Source organism: Flavobacterium frigoritolerans (assembly GCF_025847275.1).
GTDB classification, from domain to species: domain Bacteria; phylum Bacteroidota; class Bacteroidia; order Flavobacteriales; family Flavobacteriaceae; genus Flavobacterium; species Flavobacterium frigoritolerans.
The window spans coordinates 1-22,413 of the sequence record NZ_JAOZEV010000017.1; the positions used below are offsets into that span (position 1 = coordinate 1).

Consider the following 22,413-nt stretch of genomic DNA (forward strand, 5'->3'; position numbering starts at 1 on the left):
GGTTTCTGTATCGATTTCCATTTTTGGTTTATTTGAGTTGGTTATTTATTAGCACGCAGGTTTAAACAGATCTTACTTTTATCTATTTTATGGTATTGCGTTAAGAAGTTAGTTTAAGTTAAATTTCTTATTGATAATTCTTTTAAAGATGCAAAAAACACAGAGTTAATTTTCAGGGGAAACTTTTTTATGACTCTGTGTTTTTGCTTATGATTTTAGAAATGAAGAATAAAGAATATCTTAGGGTTATGGTTTAAATAGTATTAAAATTTAATGTTTCTATCATTGATAAATCAGCATTGAATTTGACAAAACTTGCAGGATATCCAGTTTTTATTTTACCTAGTTTGTTTTCCATACCAATGGCACTTGCTACATGGCTAGTAGCCATTTTTATGGCTTCATCTGCAGATACGTTTAAATGGTTGTAGGCATTTTGTACAGCTTCCTGCATTGAGATTGTTGCGCCAGCGAGATTGCCATCATTGTTTCTATAAAAACCATTTTCTAGATGTGCATCAAAATTATCCCATTTAAAATTGGAAACTTTTCGTCCTAAAAATGTAGCATCACTAATTAAGAAAAATTTATTTTGTTTTAGTTTGTAAGCCAATTTTGCTGCAGCATAATCACAATGTGCACCATCCAAGATTACTGGAGCATATACATTTTCGTTTTCAAGAGTTGCTCCAACTAAACCAGGTTCGCGGTGACCAAATTGTGTCATAGCGTTGAACAAATGAGTTACAAGTTTTATGCCTTTCGAAAAATAAACTTGCGCTTCTTTGTGAGTAATTGTTGAATGTCCTATCGAAATCACAATGCCACTTTCTAACAGCATATTTAGTTGTTCATCGGTAAAACATTCTGGGGCAATCGTGATTACTTTTATAATATCTTTTCCAAGGCGTATAATTTCTTCAAGCTCTGTATTAGTTGGTTTTCGGACTTGGTCAATACTATGAGCACCACGTTTTAAAGGATTTAAAAATGGTCCTTCAAGATGCATTCCGATTACACCATTATTATGTTTTTGTTTGTAATTACGAACAGCTTCGATCCCTTGTAGAATGGTTTCATTAGATGAAGATATCAAACAAGGGAGCACATGAGTTGTTCCATATTTTAGACTTGAATCGTATATATCCTGTATTGTTTCTTCGGTAGGGGTTTGACTAAAATAATGTTTTTCTCCTCCATTTATTTGAATATCGATAAATCCTGCTGCAATGTGGTTTCCTTGTAAATCAATCGTTTCAATATCATTTGGAATTTCTTTTTGAACCGAAATTATAGTTCCATTTTCGATAATAATAACACCGTTATTAATTATTTCTTCACCAGTATGTACAGTGGTATTGATAATGGCTTGTTTCATTTTTATAATTTTATTTCTTTATAATTTTACTACTAATAGATGAATTAGCATCATTTGCTTTTAAAATATAAATCCCTTGTGCTTGATTTCCAAATGAAAATGTAATTTCTGTATTGTTGGGTTTTATAGTTTCAGTATGTATAATTTTACCCGATAAATCGAATATTTTAACACTTACTGTTCCCTTCGCATTGTTACTTTTAATTTTTACTAAATCATCTATTGGATTTGGCTCTAAAGTAATACTAAATTTTTGGTCTTTAGCTGGAGTTTTTCCTGTTTCTATACCCAGCGAAGGATTATCTGCAGGAAGATATGTATCTGCTCCGTTTGTTAACCAGTTAAGACTGAAACGTACAAAGTACATTTGGTATGTTGAGTTTTCTCCGTTTTCATAATAAATACCAATTGTACCGTCTTGCAATATGGTTAAACTTGAATATGCTGAGGCTCCTGAAAAAATAGTTTTAGGTGCTCCCCAAGTCGTTCCTTCATCGGTACTTAGTTGTACACTAACATTTTTGCGGCTTCCTGCAAAAGGAATAGAATGCAATAAACGATTTTTATCATACCCATCTAAGGTAGAAGTATAGCGTATAAAATCGCCATCGCAATTAGGATCTGTTATACTCGTTTGGTTGTATGCTGTTCCCCAAGTTGCGCCTTTGTTTGTAGAAATGTTAAATCGGCGTGTTCCCGAATTACGAATACTTATCATGATATTACCATTGTTTAATTCTACGACTTTGGCTTCATCTCCATCTAGTTCGGCTCTTCCTGTAGATGCTGACCATGTAACTCCGTGATCAGCACTAGTAATCATATAATTATTAATACGTTCAATTCCTGACACATCTTCTCTTACAGCAATTGCAGCAACAATTTTTCCGTCACGCAATTGGTGTGCTCTTCCAGAGGCAACAAATAATCCTTTCCAGTTAGGATTTGGACCATAAATTTGATTGGTAATATCTACAGGTGCTCCCCAAGTTATTCCGTTATCAGTACTGTGAATTACTAAAACTTTTGCTGGTGTTGCATTTGTTGATGCAAAAAAGCCTTTTTCGGCGGAAACGATACATATTAATTCGCCAGTAGTTTTATCCAAAACTAATGCTGCATCCCCCGCTCCGGTTGGGGCTCCAAAATTGGCTATAGTTAATGGTGCCGACCAAGTTTTTCCGTTATCAGTACTACGACGTACGACTGGGTCAATTTTGGCAGCCAAATCTCCTGCGTGATTCCATCTTTTATCTGTAACGGTTACAAGTGAACCATCGGCAGCAGTTACAATTGCTGGAATACGATAGTTAGATGAACCGGCATCTCCGGGTGTAAATAAAAGTGTATTAGCTAATAAGATCACGCGATTACCTGCAATTGTATTAGTCACAGTAGTGTAAGTAATGTTATTAGCAATGATAGATTCGCAAGTAGCATCTAATATGTTTCCTTCGGTTGCATTGGCTGCAACATCGTATGCTATCCAGAAATAATTATCGCCAGATAGTAATGCCTGCGATCCATTAACAACCAGATTGCCATTTGCAGGAGCAATAGTTCCAAATAATGTAGCTGTTGCAGGGTTAAAAAGTGCGTTTGCTCCACTAGTATAAATCTTGATATTGGTAACATCGGCAGTATTGGTTGTTCCCGCCATTGTAAATTTTAGAGTATTTACTGTAAGCGGATTAAGTGCGCCAGTGGCAGATACCTTTACTGCAATGATTCGTTGGTTAACATCTCCTAAACCTGTTGGTAATTCGGTTTGCACTAAGGATACTGAATTGATATGCATTTCGTTTGTTTGAGCAATTACCGCAGCTCCATTATTTAATGTACCAGGATGGTTATGACCTGAAATATCGGGAACTGTTACTCCATTTATATTTTCAAAATCCCATGCAGCAATTAAGTTAGTCTCTGTTCCTGTTATAATAGTTGTTTTATCAGTAAGAACTTCTGTGGCTGTCATTGCCTTGTTCCAAAAGCGAATATCATCTAATTGTGCATTCATATACGATGCAAAATTACTGACAGTCCCGAATAATAAATCTCCTGTATTAGTTACTGTGCTTGTACCTCCTATATTTGCTGTTATTTTGGTTTGTTGTAAAACACCATCTACATAAATTTTACAACTTGTTGTAGCAACATCAATAACCATTGCTAAATGATGCCAAACATTATCGGATATATTTGATGTACCATAAGGAGGCCCTGCAGCTCCTGTACTTGTGGTTAAATTAACTCCAAATTGTCCGCCACTTGCAGATGAGTTATTGATAAATTCATATCCTATTCCGGCGCCATTAGGTCGTTTACTCATAATTCGCTTAGCAGAATCTCCTGTTTTTATCTTGCACGTTACAGTCAAACTTTGCCCTGCTATGATATTAAAATCACTATGATTAGCTACCGACATATAATCGTTTATTCCATCTAATGTAAGCACCATCGGAAAAGCGTTGGAAGTTGTTGGAGATCCAAAAAGAGTTCCTGTATGGTTGTTTCCAGAAACATCGGGAACAGAGTTGCCAGTTATGTTTTCAAAATTCCACGCTGCAAGAAGATCAGTTGTAGGTGTATTAATAATTGCAGACATATCTGTTTGTAGTTCTGTAGCTGTCATAGCTTTATTCCAAACACGAATGTTATCTATTTGCCCAGCCCATTTGTAGCTATTTCCAGTATCAGATGTAGCACCTACAACAAAGTTTAAGACGTTAGAAAAATCGGAAGTAACAGAGGTGAATGTTTTGGCTGTATTTGCTAAAACACCATCTATATAACCATAAACGGTTCTATTGCTTGAAGCATCTATTACCATAGCGATATGATGCCAAGTACCATCGGCAATAGAGTTTGGTGAATATCCAGCGGTGCTAATATTAGCAGGCGTTCCTGTGCCGCTTATATTCATTGCAAACTTACCAGCATTTGCACCATTCCCTGTCCATAGTTCATAGCCGTTGCCAGTTGACCCATTTCTTTTGGCAAAAATGCGGGGTGTTCCTGTTGTCATTGTTGTTTTTATCCAACAGGTAATTGTTTTATTTTGACCTGAGCCAAAGTCTAAATCAGCATGATCTGCTACCGTCATATAAGTAGAAATTCCATCGAGGTTTAAAACCTTACCATTTTGTGCTTTTATACTTATGCAGTATAAACATATAAAACACGAACAAAAAAAGAGTAATAAATTTTTCATAGTTTTTAATATTTGGTTAAAATTGGTTAGTTAAGCGTAAGGTTTTAATCTCGAATAACTTGATGGAGTACTGCTCATTTGAGAAGTCAGGTTAATCTGACGGGGTGAAAAAATAGTAAACACATAGGAACATAGATTTAAAGTCGAAGTTTTAGTTATTTTTTTTTTGAAATCATGACTTTTTGTATAGTTCAACGTGGTTTATTTTGAGTGGAACGTCTTTTTTTTATTCTAAAAACTATGTTCCTATGTGTTAAAATTGTTTAGCCCTAATGAGTTCAGTTAGTTTTTTTCTAAGTATTCGTTGAGTATTTGTGTACAATACCATTCTTGGCGCGGTAAATGAAAAGGTCCTTTAAAAAGGTTTCCTTTAGCAGTCTGAGCAATGCTTCCGTCTCTGTGTAAGTACCCAAACCATTCTCCGTTTTCTTTATCATGGAATTTACTGTAGGCATATTCATGAATCATTTTATGCCATTTAGCATATTTTTCATCACCGGTCATTGTATAAGCTAGAAGGGTAGCTATGATAACTTCATTATGAGGCCACCAGAATTTCATGTCTTGCCAATATTCTTGAACGGGTTGACCATATACATCACAGAAATATAAAATTCCTCCATGTTCTTTATCCCAACCACGTTCCCACATATAATCAAGCATTTTACAACCTAATGCTATTAAATGCGGATCATTATTTCGGTATTTTGCTTCGTGTAGTATGAACCAAGCCCCTTCAATAGCATGTCCAGGATTTAAGGTACGGCCATCGATATGGTCTATTATAGATCCGTCTGGAGCCACTTGTTCCATGACGCATTTTATATCGTCTTTTACAAAATCACGCTCGATTTCGGCAATCCATTTGCTAATCCATTCGTCACAACGAGGGTCTCCAATGGTTTCTCTTAGTTGTTGTGCTGTATTAATCATAATCATTGGTGAACCAATTCCTTTTGATGGGCGAACGGAAGTATATTTAGGTTCTAATAAACCAGGAGTGGTCGAATATTTTATACATTCTCCAAATAAGGAGCGTGCCATCTCAGCAATTGCTTCGTCTTTGCTAGCTTTTGCATAAGCGCTCATGGCAATTACAGCAAATGTTTCTGAAAAATAATAACGACGTTTTCTAATCGGATTTCCATCTCTGGTTACATGAAAGAACATTCTTCCATCGGTATCGAAGCAATATTTGTTTAAGAAATCAATACCCGATTTAGCTCCTTCCAGCCATTCTTGTTTTGGTTCAACCGTATTGTAAAGGGTAGCAAGCAGCCAGGCAGTCCGCCCTTGAAACCATACTGATTTATCATCATCGATTAAATCGCCGTTTTTATCACGCATTAATAAATACCCTCCGTATTTGGTGTCTATCGAATGAGGGAACCAAAATGGTATCGTATCATTTAGTAATTGGTTCTGATAGAAATCTTTTAAGTTTATTAAATCAGTTTTTGAATAGCTCATTTTATATATGTTTTATACTTCGTGATTTTATGTTCACTCAGTGTTGATTTCGTATTAATTTTTATTTTATTGATGTTTTTGTGCGTATTTAATTTTTGTTTTTAACACATAGAAACATAGCTTTTTGTCAATAGTTAAGTAGGCATTTCACTTAGAATAAAATCTCAAGACTATGTGAAAAAATTAGGGTTTTCTAAAATTTTCTTCAATCTGTAATTTTTAAATCTATGTTTCTATGTGGTTATTTTTTTAGCACGCAGATGACCTAGATTTAAACAGATTTCAATTCGTGTTTTATTTTTCTAGTTTTAATTTAAAAGTAGAACACGGTAAGTTGGCTTCGTTTACCAAATTGGCTGTCGTATATGGTTTCCATGCATATAAAATTGTTTTTATCTTTTCGTTTTTTGGAATATCAATTAAGATTTGATTTTCACTAATTGTTGCTTTACTCTCGATGCGAATTCCTTTTTCGGTTACTAATTCAAAACCTAGTACTTCATTTTTATTTGCTGTAGCTAGTTGTTTTGTATTTGTAAAAGAAATTGCGATTACATTTCCTTTTTGAATTGCTTTTAAAGGTGATGGTCCATTTGCAGTTACAGGTTTTTCGTAGGTATTACGTAAGGCTAAAAGTGCCAAACGATCTGCAATTTGTTTTTTCTTGATAGGATGAACATTGGTAGAATCTCCATAATCCATGCTAATTGCCATACCGCTATTTGGGATTTCTTTTTGTATTTTGTTTTGCATATCTCTAAACGATGGCCATGTTGGACGATCGATACTCGATAATTGCACGTAATAAAAGGGTAGGGCAGTTCCCCATGCTTTGCGCAAACTATGTACTAATGTTGGCAGTAAATGTTGGTATAATTCAACATTGTGGGCGTTGCTTTCTCCTTGATACCAAAGAATTCCTTTTATCGGGAATTGGGTAAATTGAGTTACGCCTGCTTCATAATTATAAGAAGGATCGTAAGGGTGTCGTTGTTTCGGGTTTGTGGCATTTTTTAAGTTTACATCGGCACGAGATCTAACCCACGGCATGATAAAATCAGATTTGCGCCAATTGGTCAATACATCGACTACTTTATCATCATGTTCTAAGGTATATCGGTCTATCCAGGATTCTATAGGAGATCCGCCTACTGCAACTTGTATTAATCCTATTGGTATGTTTTCTTCGCGAATGATATGTTGCCCAAAATAATAGGCTATTGCCGAAAAATCTTTGGCACTAATAGAATCACTTATTGCCCATTTTCCTGAGAAGTATTTTAATTGATTGGTCTTTGCCAAAGTGGTAGAATCCCAAGCAATATCATCGGTTTCCTGAATCACTTTGAAGTTGAGTAAACGAAGGCTTGTATTGCTGATGGCGTTTTTAACTTCGGCAGTTCCATTTTCAGATTTTTGCAGCGGGAATGCCATATTTGATTGTCCAGAGCAAAACCAAACATCGCCAATTAGTATATTTTTTAGAACTAAATATTTCCCATTAGAAGAGACATTTATTTGATGTGTTCCTCCAGATTTCATAGCAGGAAAAGAAGCTTTCCATTTTCCGTATAGGTTGGTTGTAACAACTTCTTTATGATTGTTTAAAGTTATTTCTACTTTGTCGCCACCATTGGCATTGCCATAAATTGCTATCGGCTGGTTGCGTTGCAATACCATATTATCTGTAAAAATGGGTGCCAATTGTAATCCTCCAAAATCTTGAGTTATATTTCCATAAACGGTTTGTGCCAGAATCGTCGCTCCTTCTGTTGTGGGATGTAAAGCATCTGGGAATAGGTCGGGACGATTGTATAAATTTTCGTGAAGGTCGATTAGGTTTACTTTATTAGCAATGGCAATTTCTTCAATATGTTCCTGTATTTGCCAAAACCAATCTCTGGTTCCCGATTTAAAACGTTTATGCTCATTAAATATCGGAGTCATCCGACAGATGTATAATTTTACATTTGGATTTTGTTTTTTTAAAGTATCTAATAGCCAAGAATAATCGGCATCAAAATCTTCTTTATAATTAGGCCAATTTCTAGGATCGGTATCATTTAATCCCAAATGAATAATTGCAATATCTGGGCTATATGCTATTGCCTGAGCACATGCTGCCGTTTTATAATAAGGTGTACTTCCTTTCTTTAAAAGGGTTGCTCCGCTATGCCCAAAGTTTTTTACCTCATATTTATTTCCCATCAAAACCTGAAGTTGCGACGGATAGGACTCGGTTGTAGCATTGGTTAAGAGATAACCTGCCGTTACTGAATCGCCAATACATGCAATTTTTTTTATTGCTTGTTGTGCAACAATTTCAAGATTTGAAAGCATTGAAATTAAAAGCAGGTATAAAAATAAATATCGTTTTTTTGTACTCATTTTTTCTTAGATATTTTTTAAAATAATGCTTAGTATAAGCTGGGCAGAACGCAAGGCTCCGCCCTAGCTTATAAAAAACAAAAGCCAACTAATTATTTTAAACTTAAAAAAGGGGTGAACTAATTAATGCTATGCATCCATAAAATCATTGACTTTGGGACGAAGAAAACTTATTTGGACTATTAGTGCTACCAAAACAACTCCTGCCATTAGTGCAAAACCAAAACCTAAAGTTCCTGTATCAGCAGATTTTCCTAATAATGATGTTACTAATGCTCCGCAACCAACTCCAGTCATATTAAGTACTCCGTAGGCAGTTGCTCTATATTTGGATGATACAAACTGACAAATGATAGGCATATTATTGGCATCAAACATTCCGTAACCTATCCCAAAACACAATACTGCACTTACTACATGAAATAGTGAATCGCCGAAACCAATTAACATCAATGCAGGGATGGTTAAACTCAAACCTATTGCACTGGTGTAAACCCTGCCTTTGATATTTTTTTGTACCCATTTGTCTGATAAAATACCACCAAAGATTACTCCTAATAAGGATGAGAATGAGATTGTAATTGTTGCCAAGGGACCTGCCTGATCCATTGAAATTCCTAAATTATCTGAGAATAGGGTAGGCAGCCAGTTTTTGGTAGCCCAACCTGGTAAGCTGATTATGGCAAAATAAAATAAAATTACCCAAAAGGAGATATTAGTAAACAATAATGCTAAACCTTTAAATAATGGATAGCCTTCCTCTTTTATAATTACACTTTTTACTTCCGAAACTTTTTTCTCACTTAATAAGAAAACCAAAACCACTGAATAAATTATACCTACAATACCGAAATGATGGAAGGTAGAATGCCAAGAATATTTTGCAGCGATTGTTGCTCCAAAACCACCTAAAGCTGATCCTACATAAAGCCCTGTCATGTGAATACCTATGGCTAGTGATCTGGTTTTTTGCTGATGATAGTCGGCAATTAATGATAATCCTGCAGGAATATATAAAGCTTCGCTAACTCCCATAAGTGCTCTTAACCAATAAATTTGATTGTAGGTTGTTGCATATCCCATGGCGTAGGTTACTGCCGACCAAACAAATAAGCTTCCGATAATTAACCATTTTCGGTTTAGTTTGTCGGCTATAATACCTGATATTGGGCTCATTAAAGCATAGATCCAAAGAAATATAGCCATTAAGCGTCCGAAGTTTTCGCCCGAAACCAATTCAGGAATGTCAGCTTCCATAGAGGGTCTCATGGTAGCCAGCATTTGCCTATCCATATAGTTTAGTAATGCTACAATCCATAGCAACGCTACTATTACCCAAGGATAATATTTAGAGTTTTTCATATTTTGATATGCTTTAAAATCTTTAGTTTTTTAGTTTTTTTGATAATACATAGAAACATAGTTTTTTTTCACTGGTGGTTAATCAGGTGTTTTACTTAAAAATAAAACGAAAAGCACTATGTTTTAAATTGTTTAAGCCAAAGCTATTTCACTGTTCCCAACATTACATCTGGTGTACGTACCCCAGGCTTTATCTCTCCATTAGATAAAACAATTTTATCATCCCATATTGTTGCCGTTGTGGTAACATGAGCAAGAAAAGGCAATTCGCCAATTTTTAACCATTTATCGGTTAGTGTATTGTACAGCAGAACGTCGTTATAAAAACCTTTATGTGTCGTATTTAATAGGTTCTTTTCGGCGATAAGTTTTGATTTTTCTTCTTCAGATTTGGCTTGTGCAATCTGGGATAAATACGTTTCGATTTTATGAAATGTAGTTCCGTTATCTCCACCAAGAATTAAAATATATTCATTTCCTATAGCTACTCCTGCGCCAGCCGAAAAGTTAGTTGTGTTTTCTCCATTAGATATAGTGGCGCGACTTTTCCAAGTTTGTTTTTTTAAGTTAAAAGCAAAAGTAGTATTGTGTAGATCACTTATACCAGATGCCGTTTTAGTTCTTCCGCCTACAATATAAATGTTAGTTTCATTTTTATCTTTTTGTACTACAGCAATTGCATTTGCTAAAGCGAAAGGTAATTTAGGTAAGGCTTTCCATTCGGGTTTAGCATTATTTAAATCGATGCTAAAAACTAAATCAGAAGATTTTTTTGCTTCATCGCCACCTATTGCATAAACAACATTATTAATATGTGTAAGGGCAATATTGGTAACAGAAATCGGAAAATCTGGTAAAGATTTGGTTTCAACCTCGTTTTTATCAGTATTCCAATTTAATATATATGCTTTATTCGAAAGTCCGTTTTCATTTTCTCCGCCTACATAAACTACTCCTAAACTTGTTGAGGTATTTCCGGCGTAAGCAATTGGTTCTGGTAAAGTACTTAGTACGTTTTTGTTCCAGTTGTATTCATTACCATTTTTCTGTAATACATGAATTTCTTTTGAATAATGTTTTTTTCCTCCTTCCCATGGCATTTTATCCTGAAAGTTTGCACCACCAGTAACAATCAATGCATCATTGCTAATGCCATTAATTGGACCTGCAAAACCTAATGACAGACTTCCATCTGCATTTAGCAATTGCGCTGCTTTTTTCCATTCGACGTGGCTAATATTTGTTTTTTGCGAATAACCAACTGTTGTTGACATAATAAAAAAGGTAAGGATTAGTGAAAAAAAGGATTTATTCATAGTATTTGTTTTGAGAAAACGAACTAAGATTATTTTGATTTAAAATCATTGAAATTTAAACTTTCCACATCTTTTTTGAATAACTCAAATTGCTCGGTTGACATGTTTTTAACTGGTAATCTAAATTCGCCTAGATTATGTCCTACCAATTTCATATATGCTTTCCCTACAGAGATTCCTCCATATTTCCCTAACAATCGAATCATGTTAATTGATGTTTGTTGTAAAACTCGTGCCTTAACTAAGTCATTGGTATTAAATGCATCAATTAAATCATAATACAATGGAGCTGCATAGTTAAACGTACTTCCTACAGCACCTTTAGCTCCTAATACTAGGGCTGATAACATATTCTCATCACGTCCCCAAAGCATATCGAATTTCCCATTTTCATAACTCATGCAACTTTGGAAATCCATAAAATCTTCATGGGTATATTTTACTCCTGCAAAATTGGGAAGTTTACCATCTAATGCTCTCACTAAATCAAACATAGCTACATTAACTCCTGTTAATACTGGAATGTGGTAGTAATAAAATGGCATGTTAGGAACACTTTTTCCTACTTGGATACAAGCCTCTGCAAGCATATCGACATTTGCGGGTTTAAAATAAAATGGCGCTGTTAATGAAACGGCGTATAATCCTATTTCGTAAGCATGTTTTGCTAGGTCGATGCAATCGCTTAAACAAGTTCCGCCAAGAAATACCATTACTTTAAAATCGGCATCATGATTAGAACAGTCTGCCCAAGCTTGTGCAACTGCTTTTTTCTCTTCTAATGTAATCGAAACGCCTTCTCCTGTTGATCCATTAATAAAAGCACCTGTAATTTTGTTTTTCTTTAAAAAAGTATAATAGGCTGGAATTAGGCTTACATCTAATTTTCCGTTACTGTCAAATGGGGTGAAAGGTGCTGAAATAAGACCTTGTAAGTGTTCGATTTTCATGAGTTTATTTTTTTTAGTTGTTTGTAGTGCTTTGTTTTATTAGACTGGAAACTTTTAAATTCCCAGTCTAATTTTAAACTATAGTTCTTAATATCTTATTTACTAAGTGGATTTTGAACAATTTTTGGATTGAAATTAATAGTATTTTGAGATATAGGAAATAAGATTTCTTTATTAGCTGTCATTGATGGTACTAAGCTTGTTTTATTGAAACGAACTAAATCCCACCATGCTTTCCCTTCAAACGCTAATTCTTTTAAACGCTCATTTAAGATCACATCATCATTTGCAGTTTGTGAAGCATTTGTAAATGAAGCTGAAGCATCTGCTCTTTTCATTACTAAATTCATTTCTGTAGTTGGGTCCTGACCTAAAGCATTTTTAATTTCGGCTTTCATTAATAATACATCTGCCCAACGGTATATGATAATATCACTTACAAATCTTCTTGTTGTACCATCTACAGTTCCGTTATATTTTACCAAACCAGTTACTACGGGAGTAGGTCCATTGTATAAGGTTAAATAAGTAGCATTTTTTCTTGTATCAGTCGATGTAAAGTTAAATCTTGTGATATCTGGCTGTACTCTCGAAATTCCTGCATTACCTGCACCAGATCCTAAAGTTCCAAATGTTGCTATCGCTGTTGCAGCTGTTAATGGAGCAAAATCACTTGGCCCTACAAACATAAACGAGTTCCAGTTGTCTGATAAATTTGAAGGTAAATCGGCTAGAGAATAGCGAATGGCAAACAATACTTCGGCATTTCCTTTTTTGTCGTAAGCAAAAACATCTTTAAAATTTGGTAATAAAGAGGGAGCAGTTGGTATTGCATTAATTGCTGCCAAAGCGGTATTTAAATCAGTAAGTCCACCATTTAATTGTTTGGCTGTCCATAAGTTTACATCAGCTTTTAATGCATAAACAGAAGGAAGCGATAGTTGCGTCGTATTGTTGTTTGCATCTGGAAAATTAGCAATTGCCAAGTCGATATCCGATTTTATAAAAGCAAATGTTTCTTGTATTGTATTACGCGGAACAATATATTCAGATTGATTGGTGTTTTCAGTTGGTTTGGTAACAATTGGTACACCCCCCCAAGAACGAGCCATAATAAAATAAGCCAATGCACGCATGGTATATGCCTGAGCAATATATCTTTTTTGCTCATTTACTGTTGATGGGCTAAATTGTATACCCGGAACATATTTTAAAACTAAATTCGCCTGATGTATTACTGTATATAAACCAGCCCAGTCTGTATCTATGTTTGATGGGGTAAGGTTGTTGTTGTAATAATTTGCCAGAGTCAATGGAGATTGTACACCAGTAGTTATTTCGGCACTTCTAGCTCCTCCCAATAAATAATAGCTTTGTTGGGTTTGAGTTCTAAAGTTAACGTACATGCCGTTTACACCAGCTCTGGCATCATCTTCAGTTTTCCAGAAATTATCTGTGGTAATAACACTATCAGATGTTAGTTCTAAATCATCCTGACATGAGTTAAATAGAGAAAGACTAGTAAAAAGTATTGTGTATAAAAGAATTTTCTTTTTCATGATTTTAGTATTAAAATTTACAAAGTGATATTTAAACCAAGTATAATATTTCTAGGAACAGGATAAGTACCTGTTGAACCGGCCGCGCTTAGTCCTAAACTAGAACCTCCATCGATACCTTGTACTTCTGGACTTAAACCGCTGTATTTAGTAAAGTAGTATAAGTTACTTCCTGTTACATAAACACGTACTGCTGTTAATCTTGCTTTTTCAACAAGTAACTTAGGAAGGTTATAACTAAATGTGATTTCTCTTATACATAGGTAATCTCCACTTTCGTAGTAACGGCTATTTCCTTGAAACATATTGGTATTATAACCTGCTCCACTAGCTTCTGAACGGAATAAGTTATTTTGATTGGTTTGATCTGCCCAACGGTAACGAGGCACATCTGTAATATCTCCTTCTTTTTGCCAAGACTGAGAACTTTCTGCCAATAATCCGTAGTTACCCTGAAACTGTCCTAGGAAACGTGCTCTTGCTTCGTTGTAAATCGTAGATCCCAATGAATAATCAGTTCTTACTGTTACTGAGAATCCTTTGTAAGAAGCATCAAAGTTGAAACCTCCCGTAAATTTCGGGAACATATTCCCCATATAAGTTCTGTCTCTACTATCGATGATTCCGTTGTTATCTGTATCTTCAAATACAGCATCTCCAGCAAATTTTTTCCCTGTTGGGTTGTTTCCACCTGCTGTTTTAGTTACATAAGTATCGTGTACTTTTGCATTGTATGCATCTGCTTCGGCTTGAGTAGAAAGGATGTATAATTGTTTGTGTGCATAGAAGTCTCCAATTCTTTGTCCTTCTTGTAATCCTCCAACAAATTTGTAAGTACCACTTCCAGCATCCCAAATTTCGGTTCCACCAATTCTATTATTTAAATTTCCATTGAAAGGAAGTTTTTCGATAACATTTTTATTGTGAGAAACGTTTGCTCCAACATTAATTTTTAAATCATTTTGGTTGTAAACATTTGCAATAAGTTCTAATTCGAAACCTTTACTTCTTAATCCCCCAAGGTTTGTTAAAACTGTAGAGAAACCACTATTAGAAGGAAGTGTTAAGTTTGTCAATAAATCAGATGTTAGTTTATTGTAGAAATCTCCAATAATTCTAATTCTGTCTTCGTTTAATCCTAAATCAAAACCTCCATTTATAGTTTGTGATTGTTCCCATTTTAAACCTGGGTTTGCAATTTGAGAGTTTATAATTGCCGATTGCCCATTGTAACTATTAGGAAGTCCATTTGTAGTTCCTGAGTATAATCCTCCTGCTTGGAAATCTCCCAATGTTCCTAAGTTACCATTTACACCATAACTTCCACGAAGTTTAAGTGAAGAAACAAATTTAGGTGCAACTTTCCCCCAAAACTTTTCTTCTTGGATATTCCATCCAGCAGATATTCCAGGAAAAAAACCATATTTATTATCTGGTCCTAAACTTGATGAACCATCGTAACGGAATGATGCTGTCGCAAAATACCTGCTTTTGTAATCATAATTTACACGACCAAAAACACTATTTAAAACTAGTTTTGTATTGTTACTAAAAACGGAAATTGGTATTGGAGAAGAGTCTAGAGTTTGAGCCAAATCTGAAGGGCTTCCTTTACCAGATGCATTAAAAGATTTTATTGTTCTATCGAATTTAGAAACTCCCAATTTGGCATCGATATCACCAATTGTTTCTAATGATTTAGTATAAGATAAAACGGCTTCATACTGAACTTGTGCTATTTGATTACTTAATCTGGTTGCAGTACGAGTATTATCTACCAAACCATTGCTACCGCTTAAAAAGGCTTGTTGGAATGTGTTATCGTTTTCATTTTCATTATAAAGTGACATCGATGGAGTGAAAGTTAAATCTTTTGTGATTTTTAAATCTCCATCAACACTCATTTGTAATTTATTGTTTTCATTTATTCCTTTTACTTTGCCCATTTGATATAATGGATTTCCGTTGATGTTATTTTGCCCAGGAGCAAGAGTACCATCTTCTAAGTATAATTTTGTAGTAGGAGAGTTTCCTAAATACCTGTTGAAAACAACACTATTGGCTACCACTTGATTATTGCTCGATTTTGAGAATAATACACGACCATTAATTGTGAAATTATCTGCTAGTTTTAAAGAAGCGTTTAATTTACTTGTAAATCTTTGATATCCTGTAAATATGGTAATACCATCACCTTTTAAATAGCCTAAACTTAAATCAAAAACACCGCGTTCGGTACCACCACTAAAACCAAGGTTATGATTTTGAGTAATTGCATTTTGGAATAAAACGTCATTCCAATTGGTGCTTTTGTACATAATTGTATTATTAGCATTAAGAGGATCTGCTATTTCCTGCCAGCCTTTTGCTTGTAATTGTCCAACTGTTTCTGCTGACAAATTAGATTTTAATAAGGTTGCAAACGGAGTGTTATTTTGTAGGTTGTTACCTGTTCCGGCTGGAGTTGCTCCTGTTAGCTGACCTAATCTTGCAATACCAGTTGTTGTGTTCAATCCTGCAATTTCGGCTGCATTGTATAAACCTAAACGTTGCAGTCTAATATACTCTCCACCATCCATGAAATTGTATTTTTTGCCAATTTGACTACTTTGGGTTGATACATTATAACTAATCTTAAGCTTGCCCGCTTTACCAGTTGTTGTTGTAATAATAATTACACCATTAGAAGCTCTTGCGCCGTAGATTGATGTTGCAGCAGCATCTTTTAATACTTGAAGCGATGCAATATCCGCAGAGTTAATATCGTCGATTTGAGTACGAATAACACCATCTACAATATATAAAGGAGTAGCTCCAGATGGATTATCGATTGATGTACCTCCACGCACTAAAATATTTGATGCTTTACCAGGTTGTCCAGATGATGTACGAACTACTAAACCTGTAACGTTTCCTTGTAACGACTGAGTCACATTTGAATATGGTACGTTTTCTAAAACTTTTTTGTCAAGTTTAGAAACGGCAGTACTTAATGTTCTTCTGTTTTGAGAACCATATCCTACTACAATAACTTCATTCATTTGTTGTCCTACCTCTTTAAGAACAATAGTAAGTGATGTTGAACTAATAGCTACTTCTTGATCCTGAAGACCAATATAAGATACTAATAGTGTAGTAATATTATCTGGTACTTCTATAACGAAAGTACCATCAAAATTGGTTTGTGTACTAATATTGGTTCCTTTAGCAACAATATTTACACCAGGCAAAGCTTCTCCTTTTTCATTAGTTACAGTTCCAGTAACCTTTTTTTGAATTGGGTTTAATTTAGTAATTACATTTTTTTCTGAGGCTAAAATAGTTTTTGTAGATACTGTTGCCGACGCCTCTTGTGCAGTTAAGGCGAGTAGAAAAACAGATGTTAATTTCATAACATCTACGAACTTAGATGTAAGTCTAAAATTTTTAGGCTTACTTTTTGGTAATAAATTCATACTTTTGTAATGGTTAGTTAGTAATAATTTTCCTTCGTGGTTTATTTATTTGATTTCTAATCGTTATTCTTTTTGTTAAGAATCTCAGCCAGCAACGTTTTCTCGACCTGCTGGCTTTTTTTTTAGATGACAAATGAATTTCTTGTAAAAGGGTGTTTCCTTTTTATATATGTCTTATAGTTAATGTTCTTCAAACTTCCTTTAATCTGGAGAACGTATATTTAATTAATTTTTCAAGATAGTATCTTTCCAATAATAATATATCTGTCAGCTAAATATTGATAGGTTAGTTCAATATCCTTGCAGAAATAATATTAGAGTAGTAAATTTTTTTATTAACGATTCTCATTTTTAATGTAATTAAAAACAGTTATAAATGAGATGTATAAAAGAGGAGTATTAATATTATTATATAGATTACCTCCGTGTAATTTACTATCACGGTGTAAATATATAAATATATTTAATAAATGGTAAGTAATTATTAAAAAATTTTAATAATTAAAAGAAGATGTGAAATTTAATTGTTAATTAATGGAGATAGCATCTTTTCCTTTATCACGCAACAAGCCCCAATTACGCCTGCTCGACGACCTAAAGTAGATTTTTTAAGCTTCATATCTCTATTAACTAAACCAAGAGAATATTTTTTTAATGCAGACTGAATTGGTAAAAGGGCGTAATCCCCCAATTGTGCGAAGTCACCACCAATAACTAATAAATCAGGATTGAATATATTAAGCAATATAGATAAGTAACGTCCCATTTTCTCACTTTGCTTAGTAATCAAATCGATACACAGCGTATCTTCAAGATTTACTGCTCCAGTAATAATGGCATTGTGCTGTATGGCAGGAGCGCTATCATCAAGAATAACCTTTGATTGTTTTCCTTCTTTTATAGCATCTTTAAATTGGTTTATTAATGACCAGCCAGAAATTTCGGTTTCTAAACATCCTAATTTTCCGCATTGGCACATAATATCATTGTCAAAAATTGTGCTGTGTCCGAATTCACCAGAATAGCCTGATTTTCCATAATAAAGTTTTCCTTCGGTAATAATACCAATTGCAACTCCCCAGCTATAATTTACAAATATGATATTCTGTTCATCATCTACCACACCTTCACAGTATTCGCCAAAAGTCATTGCCCGAGTATCATTTTCTAAATGAACAGGTAAGTCTAATTGCTCCGAAATGATTTCTGTTAAAGGTCGGTTTTCACTAAAAAAGTAATTGTAACTAAAGCCTTCCATAGAGTTAATACGTCCAGAAAAGTTAATACATACACCTACAATCAATTTTTTTTCTACCGAACTATCTTCTATAAATGAATTAATTAAGGTGCAAAATTTTAATAATGATTCCTGTGTGTTTTGTAAAACAAAAGGAGTTCTTAAATCAACACTAACAAGTTCGTTTTTTATGTTTTGTAGACCAATAGACATTCCAGAAATACCAACTTCGACTCCTAAAAAGTAAGCGCTGGTTGGGTTAATACTATATAAAGAAGGTCTTCTTCCGCCGCTATTGGTAATTTTACCCATATCGACTACATATCCTTCTAGCAATAATTCATTAACAGCTTTGGTAACTGTAGGAACGCTCGATTGTAATTCAGCACTTAATTCAGCAATTGTTGCATTACCATCAGAGAGTAAGCGTTTTGTAATTGCCTGTCTTAGCATATGCCATTTTTGGCCAGAAAGGCTTTTGTCTTTGCTAATGTCTAATAAGTCTTTTAAGTTCATCGTATTGCTTTTTATATTCAGGAATGTATTACAAACTTAGTATAAATTTTAAACAATGATAAGGATTTGATTTTCAATATTAAAATATTTTTCTATCAGAAGGTATATTTTAAATAATTTTAAATAATTGGTTGATTAGTGGAGATGAATTAACCAAAAAGGGCGCAATCCCGATCACGAAACGTCGGGACAGACATGCAAAGGGCGTAGAGTTTTGAAATCTGTAGCAAAAAAATTATGCGCAAAGAATGTCATAAACATTGTTAACAGTTTAAACCGTTGTAGCGCAATGTATTATTATGATTCGTACCACACTGTTGAAATCGTTGGCTATGATCAAAATATGATAGAATTTAAGAAAGGTAAGATGAGAACTAAAAGTGAACACTAAACATAGTATTATTAATTTTTAGTGGTAATGATATTTTTTTTATCTTTAATAGGAATTAAGTATCTTATTATTAATAACTTATAAATGTGATAATTATGACTACAGCTACTTCTATTACTATTTTAAAACAGCAAAAAACACTTAAAACGCTAGCATCCATATTCCAATTTCTGGCATATGTTATAGGTCTGGTAACACTAATAGGGACAGTGTACCTTATTGCGACTCCAAGAGGAATTGGGGGATGGATTTTGCCTGCATTTACTTTTTTATCAGGATTTATTCTGTTTTTATTTTTATTCTCTTTTTCAAAAATTATAGATATTCTAATCGAAATTAGCAGCAAATGAAAAAGAGCTTCATCTGTTTGTTATGCATCTTAATATTAGGATCATGCGCTGATAAGAAAAGTAGCGAAAGCGAAACAGTAGATGTAGTTTTGGTTGGTGGCGGTATCATGAGTGTGACTTTGGCAAATATGCTAAATGAGCTTGATCCAGACATGACCATGGTTGCCTACGAAAGGCTTGATGCTGTTGGTCAGGAAAGTTCATCGGCATGGAATAATGCTGGAACAGGACATTCTGCACTATGCGAACTCAACTATACACCCGAACTAAAAGACGGAAGTATCGATACTCATAAAGCTGTTGAGATAAACGAATCCTTTGAAATTTCAAAACAATTCTGGTCTTATCTTGTAGCTGGTAATAAAATTGGCCCTCCCAAAACGTTTATTAACCCAACGCCACACATGAGCTTTGTGATAGGAGAGGATAATGTAAAATACCTTAAGAAAAGATTTTTGGCATTACAGAAAGAACCGCTTTTTACCGGAATGGAATTTTCTGATGATCAAAAACAAATCAATAATTGGATTCCGCTTGTAATGAACGGAAGAGATCCTTTGCAAAAAGTTGCTGCTACAAAAATTGATATTGGAACCGATGTTAATTATGGAGCGCTTACTAATGAACTGACTTCTAATCTTGTGAAATCTGGAAAAATGAAGTTAGAAGTAAATCATGAGGTAACCAATTTTAAAAGGAATGAAGATGGTACTTGGAAAGTGTATATTAAAGATTTAAAAAATAACACAACCAAAACCATTAATGCCAAGTTTGTTTTTATAGGGGCAGGAGGAGCAACATTACCCTTGCTAGAAAAAACACATATTCCCGAAGCAAAAGGATATGGAGGTTTTCCTGTAAGCGGGGAGTGGTTGGTGTGTAATAATCCTAAAATAATAGCGCAACATCAGGCCAAAGTCTATGGGAAGGCTTCGGTAGGTTCGCCACCAATGTCGGTTCCGCATCTTGATACGCGTGTTATTGATGGTAAAAAAGAACTTTTGTTTGGTCCCTTTGCTGGATTTTCATCCAAATTTCTTAAAAACGGAACTTGGGCAGATTTACCTGCATCGTTTAATTTTTATAATATAAGACCGATGCTGGAAGCTGGTTTAGACAATGTTCCGCTGACAAAGTATTTAGTAGAACAAGTGGTACTTACACCCGAACAAAGATTGGCAGCATTGCAAGAATATTTCCCAAAAGCCAAAATGGAAGATTGGGATTTAAAAATTGCTGGGCAAAGGGTTCAGGTTATAAAAATTGATAATACAACACAAAGAGGGATTTTGCAATTTGGTACCGAAGTTGTAACAGCATCAGATGGAAGTGTTGCTGCTTTACTTGGAGCATCTCCAGGAGCATCGACCTCAGTTTCGATTATGCTCAAAGTAATAGAAAAATGTTTTAAAAATGAACTCAAAACATCAAAATGGCAAGAGAAAATAAAGGAGATGATTCCGTCATACGGACAAAAATTATCCGATAATATTCCGCTCGCAAATGAAATAAGGAAAAACAATAGTGAGAAACTCGGAATCGTTTGGAAAGAAATCTATACTGTTGCTCCAAAAACAAATACTCCATAATTGATTTTTGGTTTTCAAAGAATATCCATATGCTGTAAAAGGTGTATGGATTTTTTTTGCATTTTAAGTAGCCGTAATAGAATGTATTACATAATTAAATGAATTTACTTTTAAAAATGATACGGTTGTAAAAACGGAAAGCAAAAGAGTAGAAAGTAATGTCTATTTCGTTTTATAATGTAGTTATGATTTTAGTTTTTAATATAGCTTAAAGGAAAAAATATTTATAAATTCGCCAGAAGAAATACAAACGAAATACTATTAACCATGCTATTTCTTATAAGATAGTCTGTTTTGTTTTGATGCCCCTGAAAATAATATAACCTATGAAGAATTTATTTTTTACGCTTACATTTTTAATCTGCTCTTTTACAAGTTCGAATGCACAAACCGAAGGTCTTGATGTAGGAGATATAATTCCAGACATTGATCTTCCGGATGCAAAAGGAAATGTGATTTCACTTTCTTCATTAAGAGGCTCATTAGTGTTAGTTGATTTGTGGGCATCATGGTGTGGACCTTGCGTTAAGGAGCAACCCGAATTATTAAAATTATATCAAAAGTATCCTAACAAGTTTATGATTTACGGTGTTTCTTTAGATTCTAAAAAACCAGCTTGGTTAGGAGCTATGGCAAAATTAAAACAACCTTGGACTCAAGTAAGTGATTTAAAATTATGGGATTCTCCAGTTGTAATAAACTACAAAATACAATCAATACCTTTTAATGCTCTAATTGATAAAAACGGAATTATTCTTGCCAAGAATATTCATGGAAATAAGTTAGAAGAACTCATTAAAGCATTAACTGCCGATAAATAATCTTTTCTTTTTTTTCAATTTTCTCCATCAACTTACGATTACGAATATTTTCTAATACTTGTAAAGATTGACGGGGCTGAGATAGCTATATATATACTGTAAAGAATTTTTCATGGCATCTTGGTGAGTAATCTAGCTATGATGTAAAAGTATAAAATTATAGTGTTGTACTGATTGTTCTTATTTTACAAATGGATACAATGTGTGTAATTTTTACACAATTTGGGTAACGCTTATACATCATAAATTTGTAAAAACTATCGTAAATACCTCATTTTCTATTAAAAACGATAATGGCATGAGGCTTGCTAAATATGATTTGTCCATTCTTTTATACAATTTAATTTGATCGTTGGATTCAGTAATTAACGACAAAAACGAATGAAAAAGAAGTGATATTTTAATTAAGAGCCATAATAT

The 22,413-nt window shown here is 34.1% G+C and carries 13 protein-coding genes; 3 read left to right on the forward strand and 10 right to left on the reverse strand.

Annotation, left to right across the window (positions count from 1 at the left end; all coding sequences use genetic code 11):
- Nucleotides 1–253 precede the first annotated feature (253 nt).
- The 10 genes from nagA to OIU80_RS17445 form a co-directional block, all read right to left on the reverse strand.
- A complete protein-coding gene (gene nagA, locus OIU80_RS17400) occupies nucleotides 254–1,378 on the reverse strand; it encodes an N-acetylglucosamine-6-phosphate deacetylase (protein WP_264288250.1) in 1,125 nt (374 codons plus the stop codon).
- 10 nt (nucleotides 1,379–1,388) lie between these two features.
- Nucleotides 1,389–4,589, reverse strand: a complete 3,201-nt coding sequence (locus OIU80_RS17405) for a LamG-like jellyroll fold domain-containing protein (RefSeq protein WP_264288251.1) — start codon at nucleotides 4,587–4,589, stop codon at nucleotides 1,389–1,391.
- A 282-nt stretch (nucleotides 4,590–4,871) separates the two neighbouring features.
- A complete protein-coding gene (locus OIU80_RS17410) occupies nucleotides 4,872–6,059 on the reverse strand; it encodes an AGE family epimerase/isomerase (RefSeq protein WP_264288252.1) in 1,188 nt (395 codons plus the stop codon).
- Nucleotides 6,060–6,353: 294 nt separating this feature from the next.
- Complete coding sequence (locus tag OIU80_RS17415) at nucleotides 6,354–8,447, reverse strand: GDSL-type esterase/lipase family protein (RefSeq protein WP_264288253.1); 2,094 nt, start codon at nucleotides 8,445–8,447, stop codon at nucleotides 6,354–6,356.
- A gap of 129 nt (nucleotides 8,448–8,576) precedes the next feature.
- The gene (locus OIU80_RS17420; protein ID WP_264288254.1) at nucleotides 8,577–9,809 is read right to left on the reverse strand and encodes an MFS transporter; all 1,233 of its coding nucleotides are present in this window, start codon (nucleotides 9,807–9,809) and stop codon (nucleotides 8,577–8,579) included.
- 143 nt (nucleotides 9,810–9,952) lie between these two features.
- Entirely contained in the window at nucleotides 9,953–11,083 is a 1,131-nt protein-coding gene (locus OIU80_RS17425; RefSeq protein WP_264288255.1) for a galactose oxidase, read from the reverse strand.
- A gap of 71 nt (nucleotides 11,084–11,154) precedes the next feature.
- The gene (locus OIU80_RS17430) at nucleotides 11,155–12,075 is read right to left on the reverse strand and encodes a dihydrodipicolinate synthase family protein (protein WP_264288256.1); all 921 of its coding nucleotides are present in this window, start codon (nucleotides 12,073–12,075) and stop codon (nucleotides 11,155–11,157) included.
- A 95-nt stretch (nucleotides 12,076–12,170) separates the two neighbouring features.
- Nucleotides 12,171–13,634, reverse strand: a complete 1,464-nt coding sequence (locus OIU80_RS17435; protein ID WP_264288257.1) for a RagB/SusD family nutrient uptake outer membrane protein — start codon at nucleotides 13,632–13,634, stop codon at nucleotides 12,171–12,173.
- Nucleotides 13,635–13,651: 17 nt separating this feature from the next.
- A complete protein-coding gene (locus OIU80_RS17440; protein ID WP_264288258.1) occupies nucleotides 13,652–17,089 on the reverse strand; it encodes a SusC/RagA family TonB-linked outer membrane protein in 3,438 nt (1,145 codons plus the stop codon).
- 520 nt (nucleotides 17,090–17,609) lie between these two features.
- The gene (locus tag OIU80_RS17445) at nucleotides 17,610–18,842 is read right to left on the reverse strand and encodes an ROK family transcriptional regulator (protein ID WP_264288259.1); all 1,233 of its coding nucleotides are present in this window, start codon (nucleotides 18,840–18,842) and stop codon (nucleotides 17,610–17,612) included.
- 486 nt (nucleotides 18,843–19,328) lie between these two features.
- Here OIU80_RS17445 and OIU80_RS17450 point away from each other — a divergent pair, with 486 nt between their 5' ends.
- From OIU80_RS17450 to OIU80_RS17460, 3 genes are all read left to right on the forward strand, one after another.
- On the forward strand, nucleotides 19,329–19,583 hold the full coding sequence (locus OIU80_RS17450; RefSeq protein WP_264288260.1) for a hypothetical protein: 255 nt from the start codon (nucleotides 19,329–19,331) through the stop codon (nucleotides 19,581–19,583).
- A complete protein-coding gene (gene mqo / locus OIU80_RS17455; protein WP_264288261.1) occupies nucleotides 19,580–21,172 on the forward strand; it encodes a malate dehydrogenase (quinone) in 1,593 nt (530 codons plus the stop codon). Before OIU80_RS17450 ends, mqo begins: the two co-directional genes overlap by 4 nt.
- A 326-nt stretch (nucleotides 21,173–21,498) precedes the next feature.
- Entirely contained in the window at nucleotides 21,499–21,993 is a 495-nt protein-coding gene (locus OIU80_RS17460; RefSeq protein ID WP_264288262.1) for a TlpA family protein disulfide reductase, read from the forward strand.
- Nucleotides 21,994–22,413: the final 420 nt, after the last annotated feature.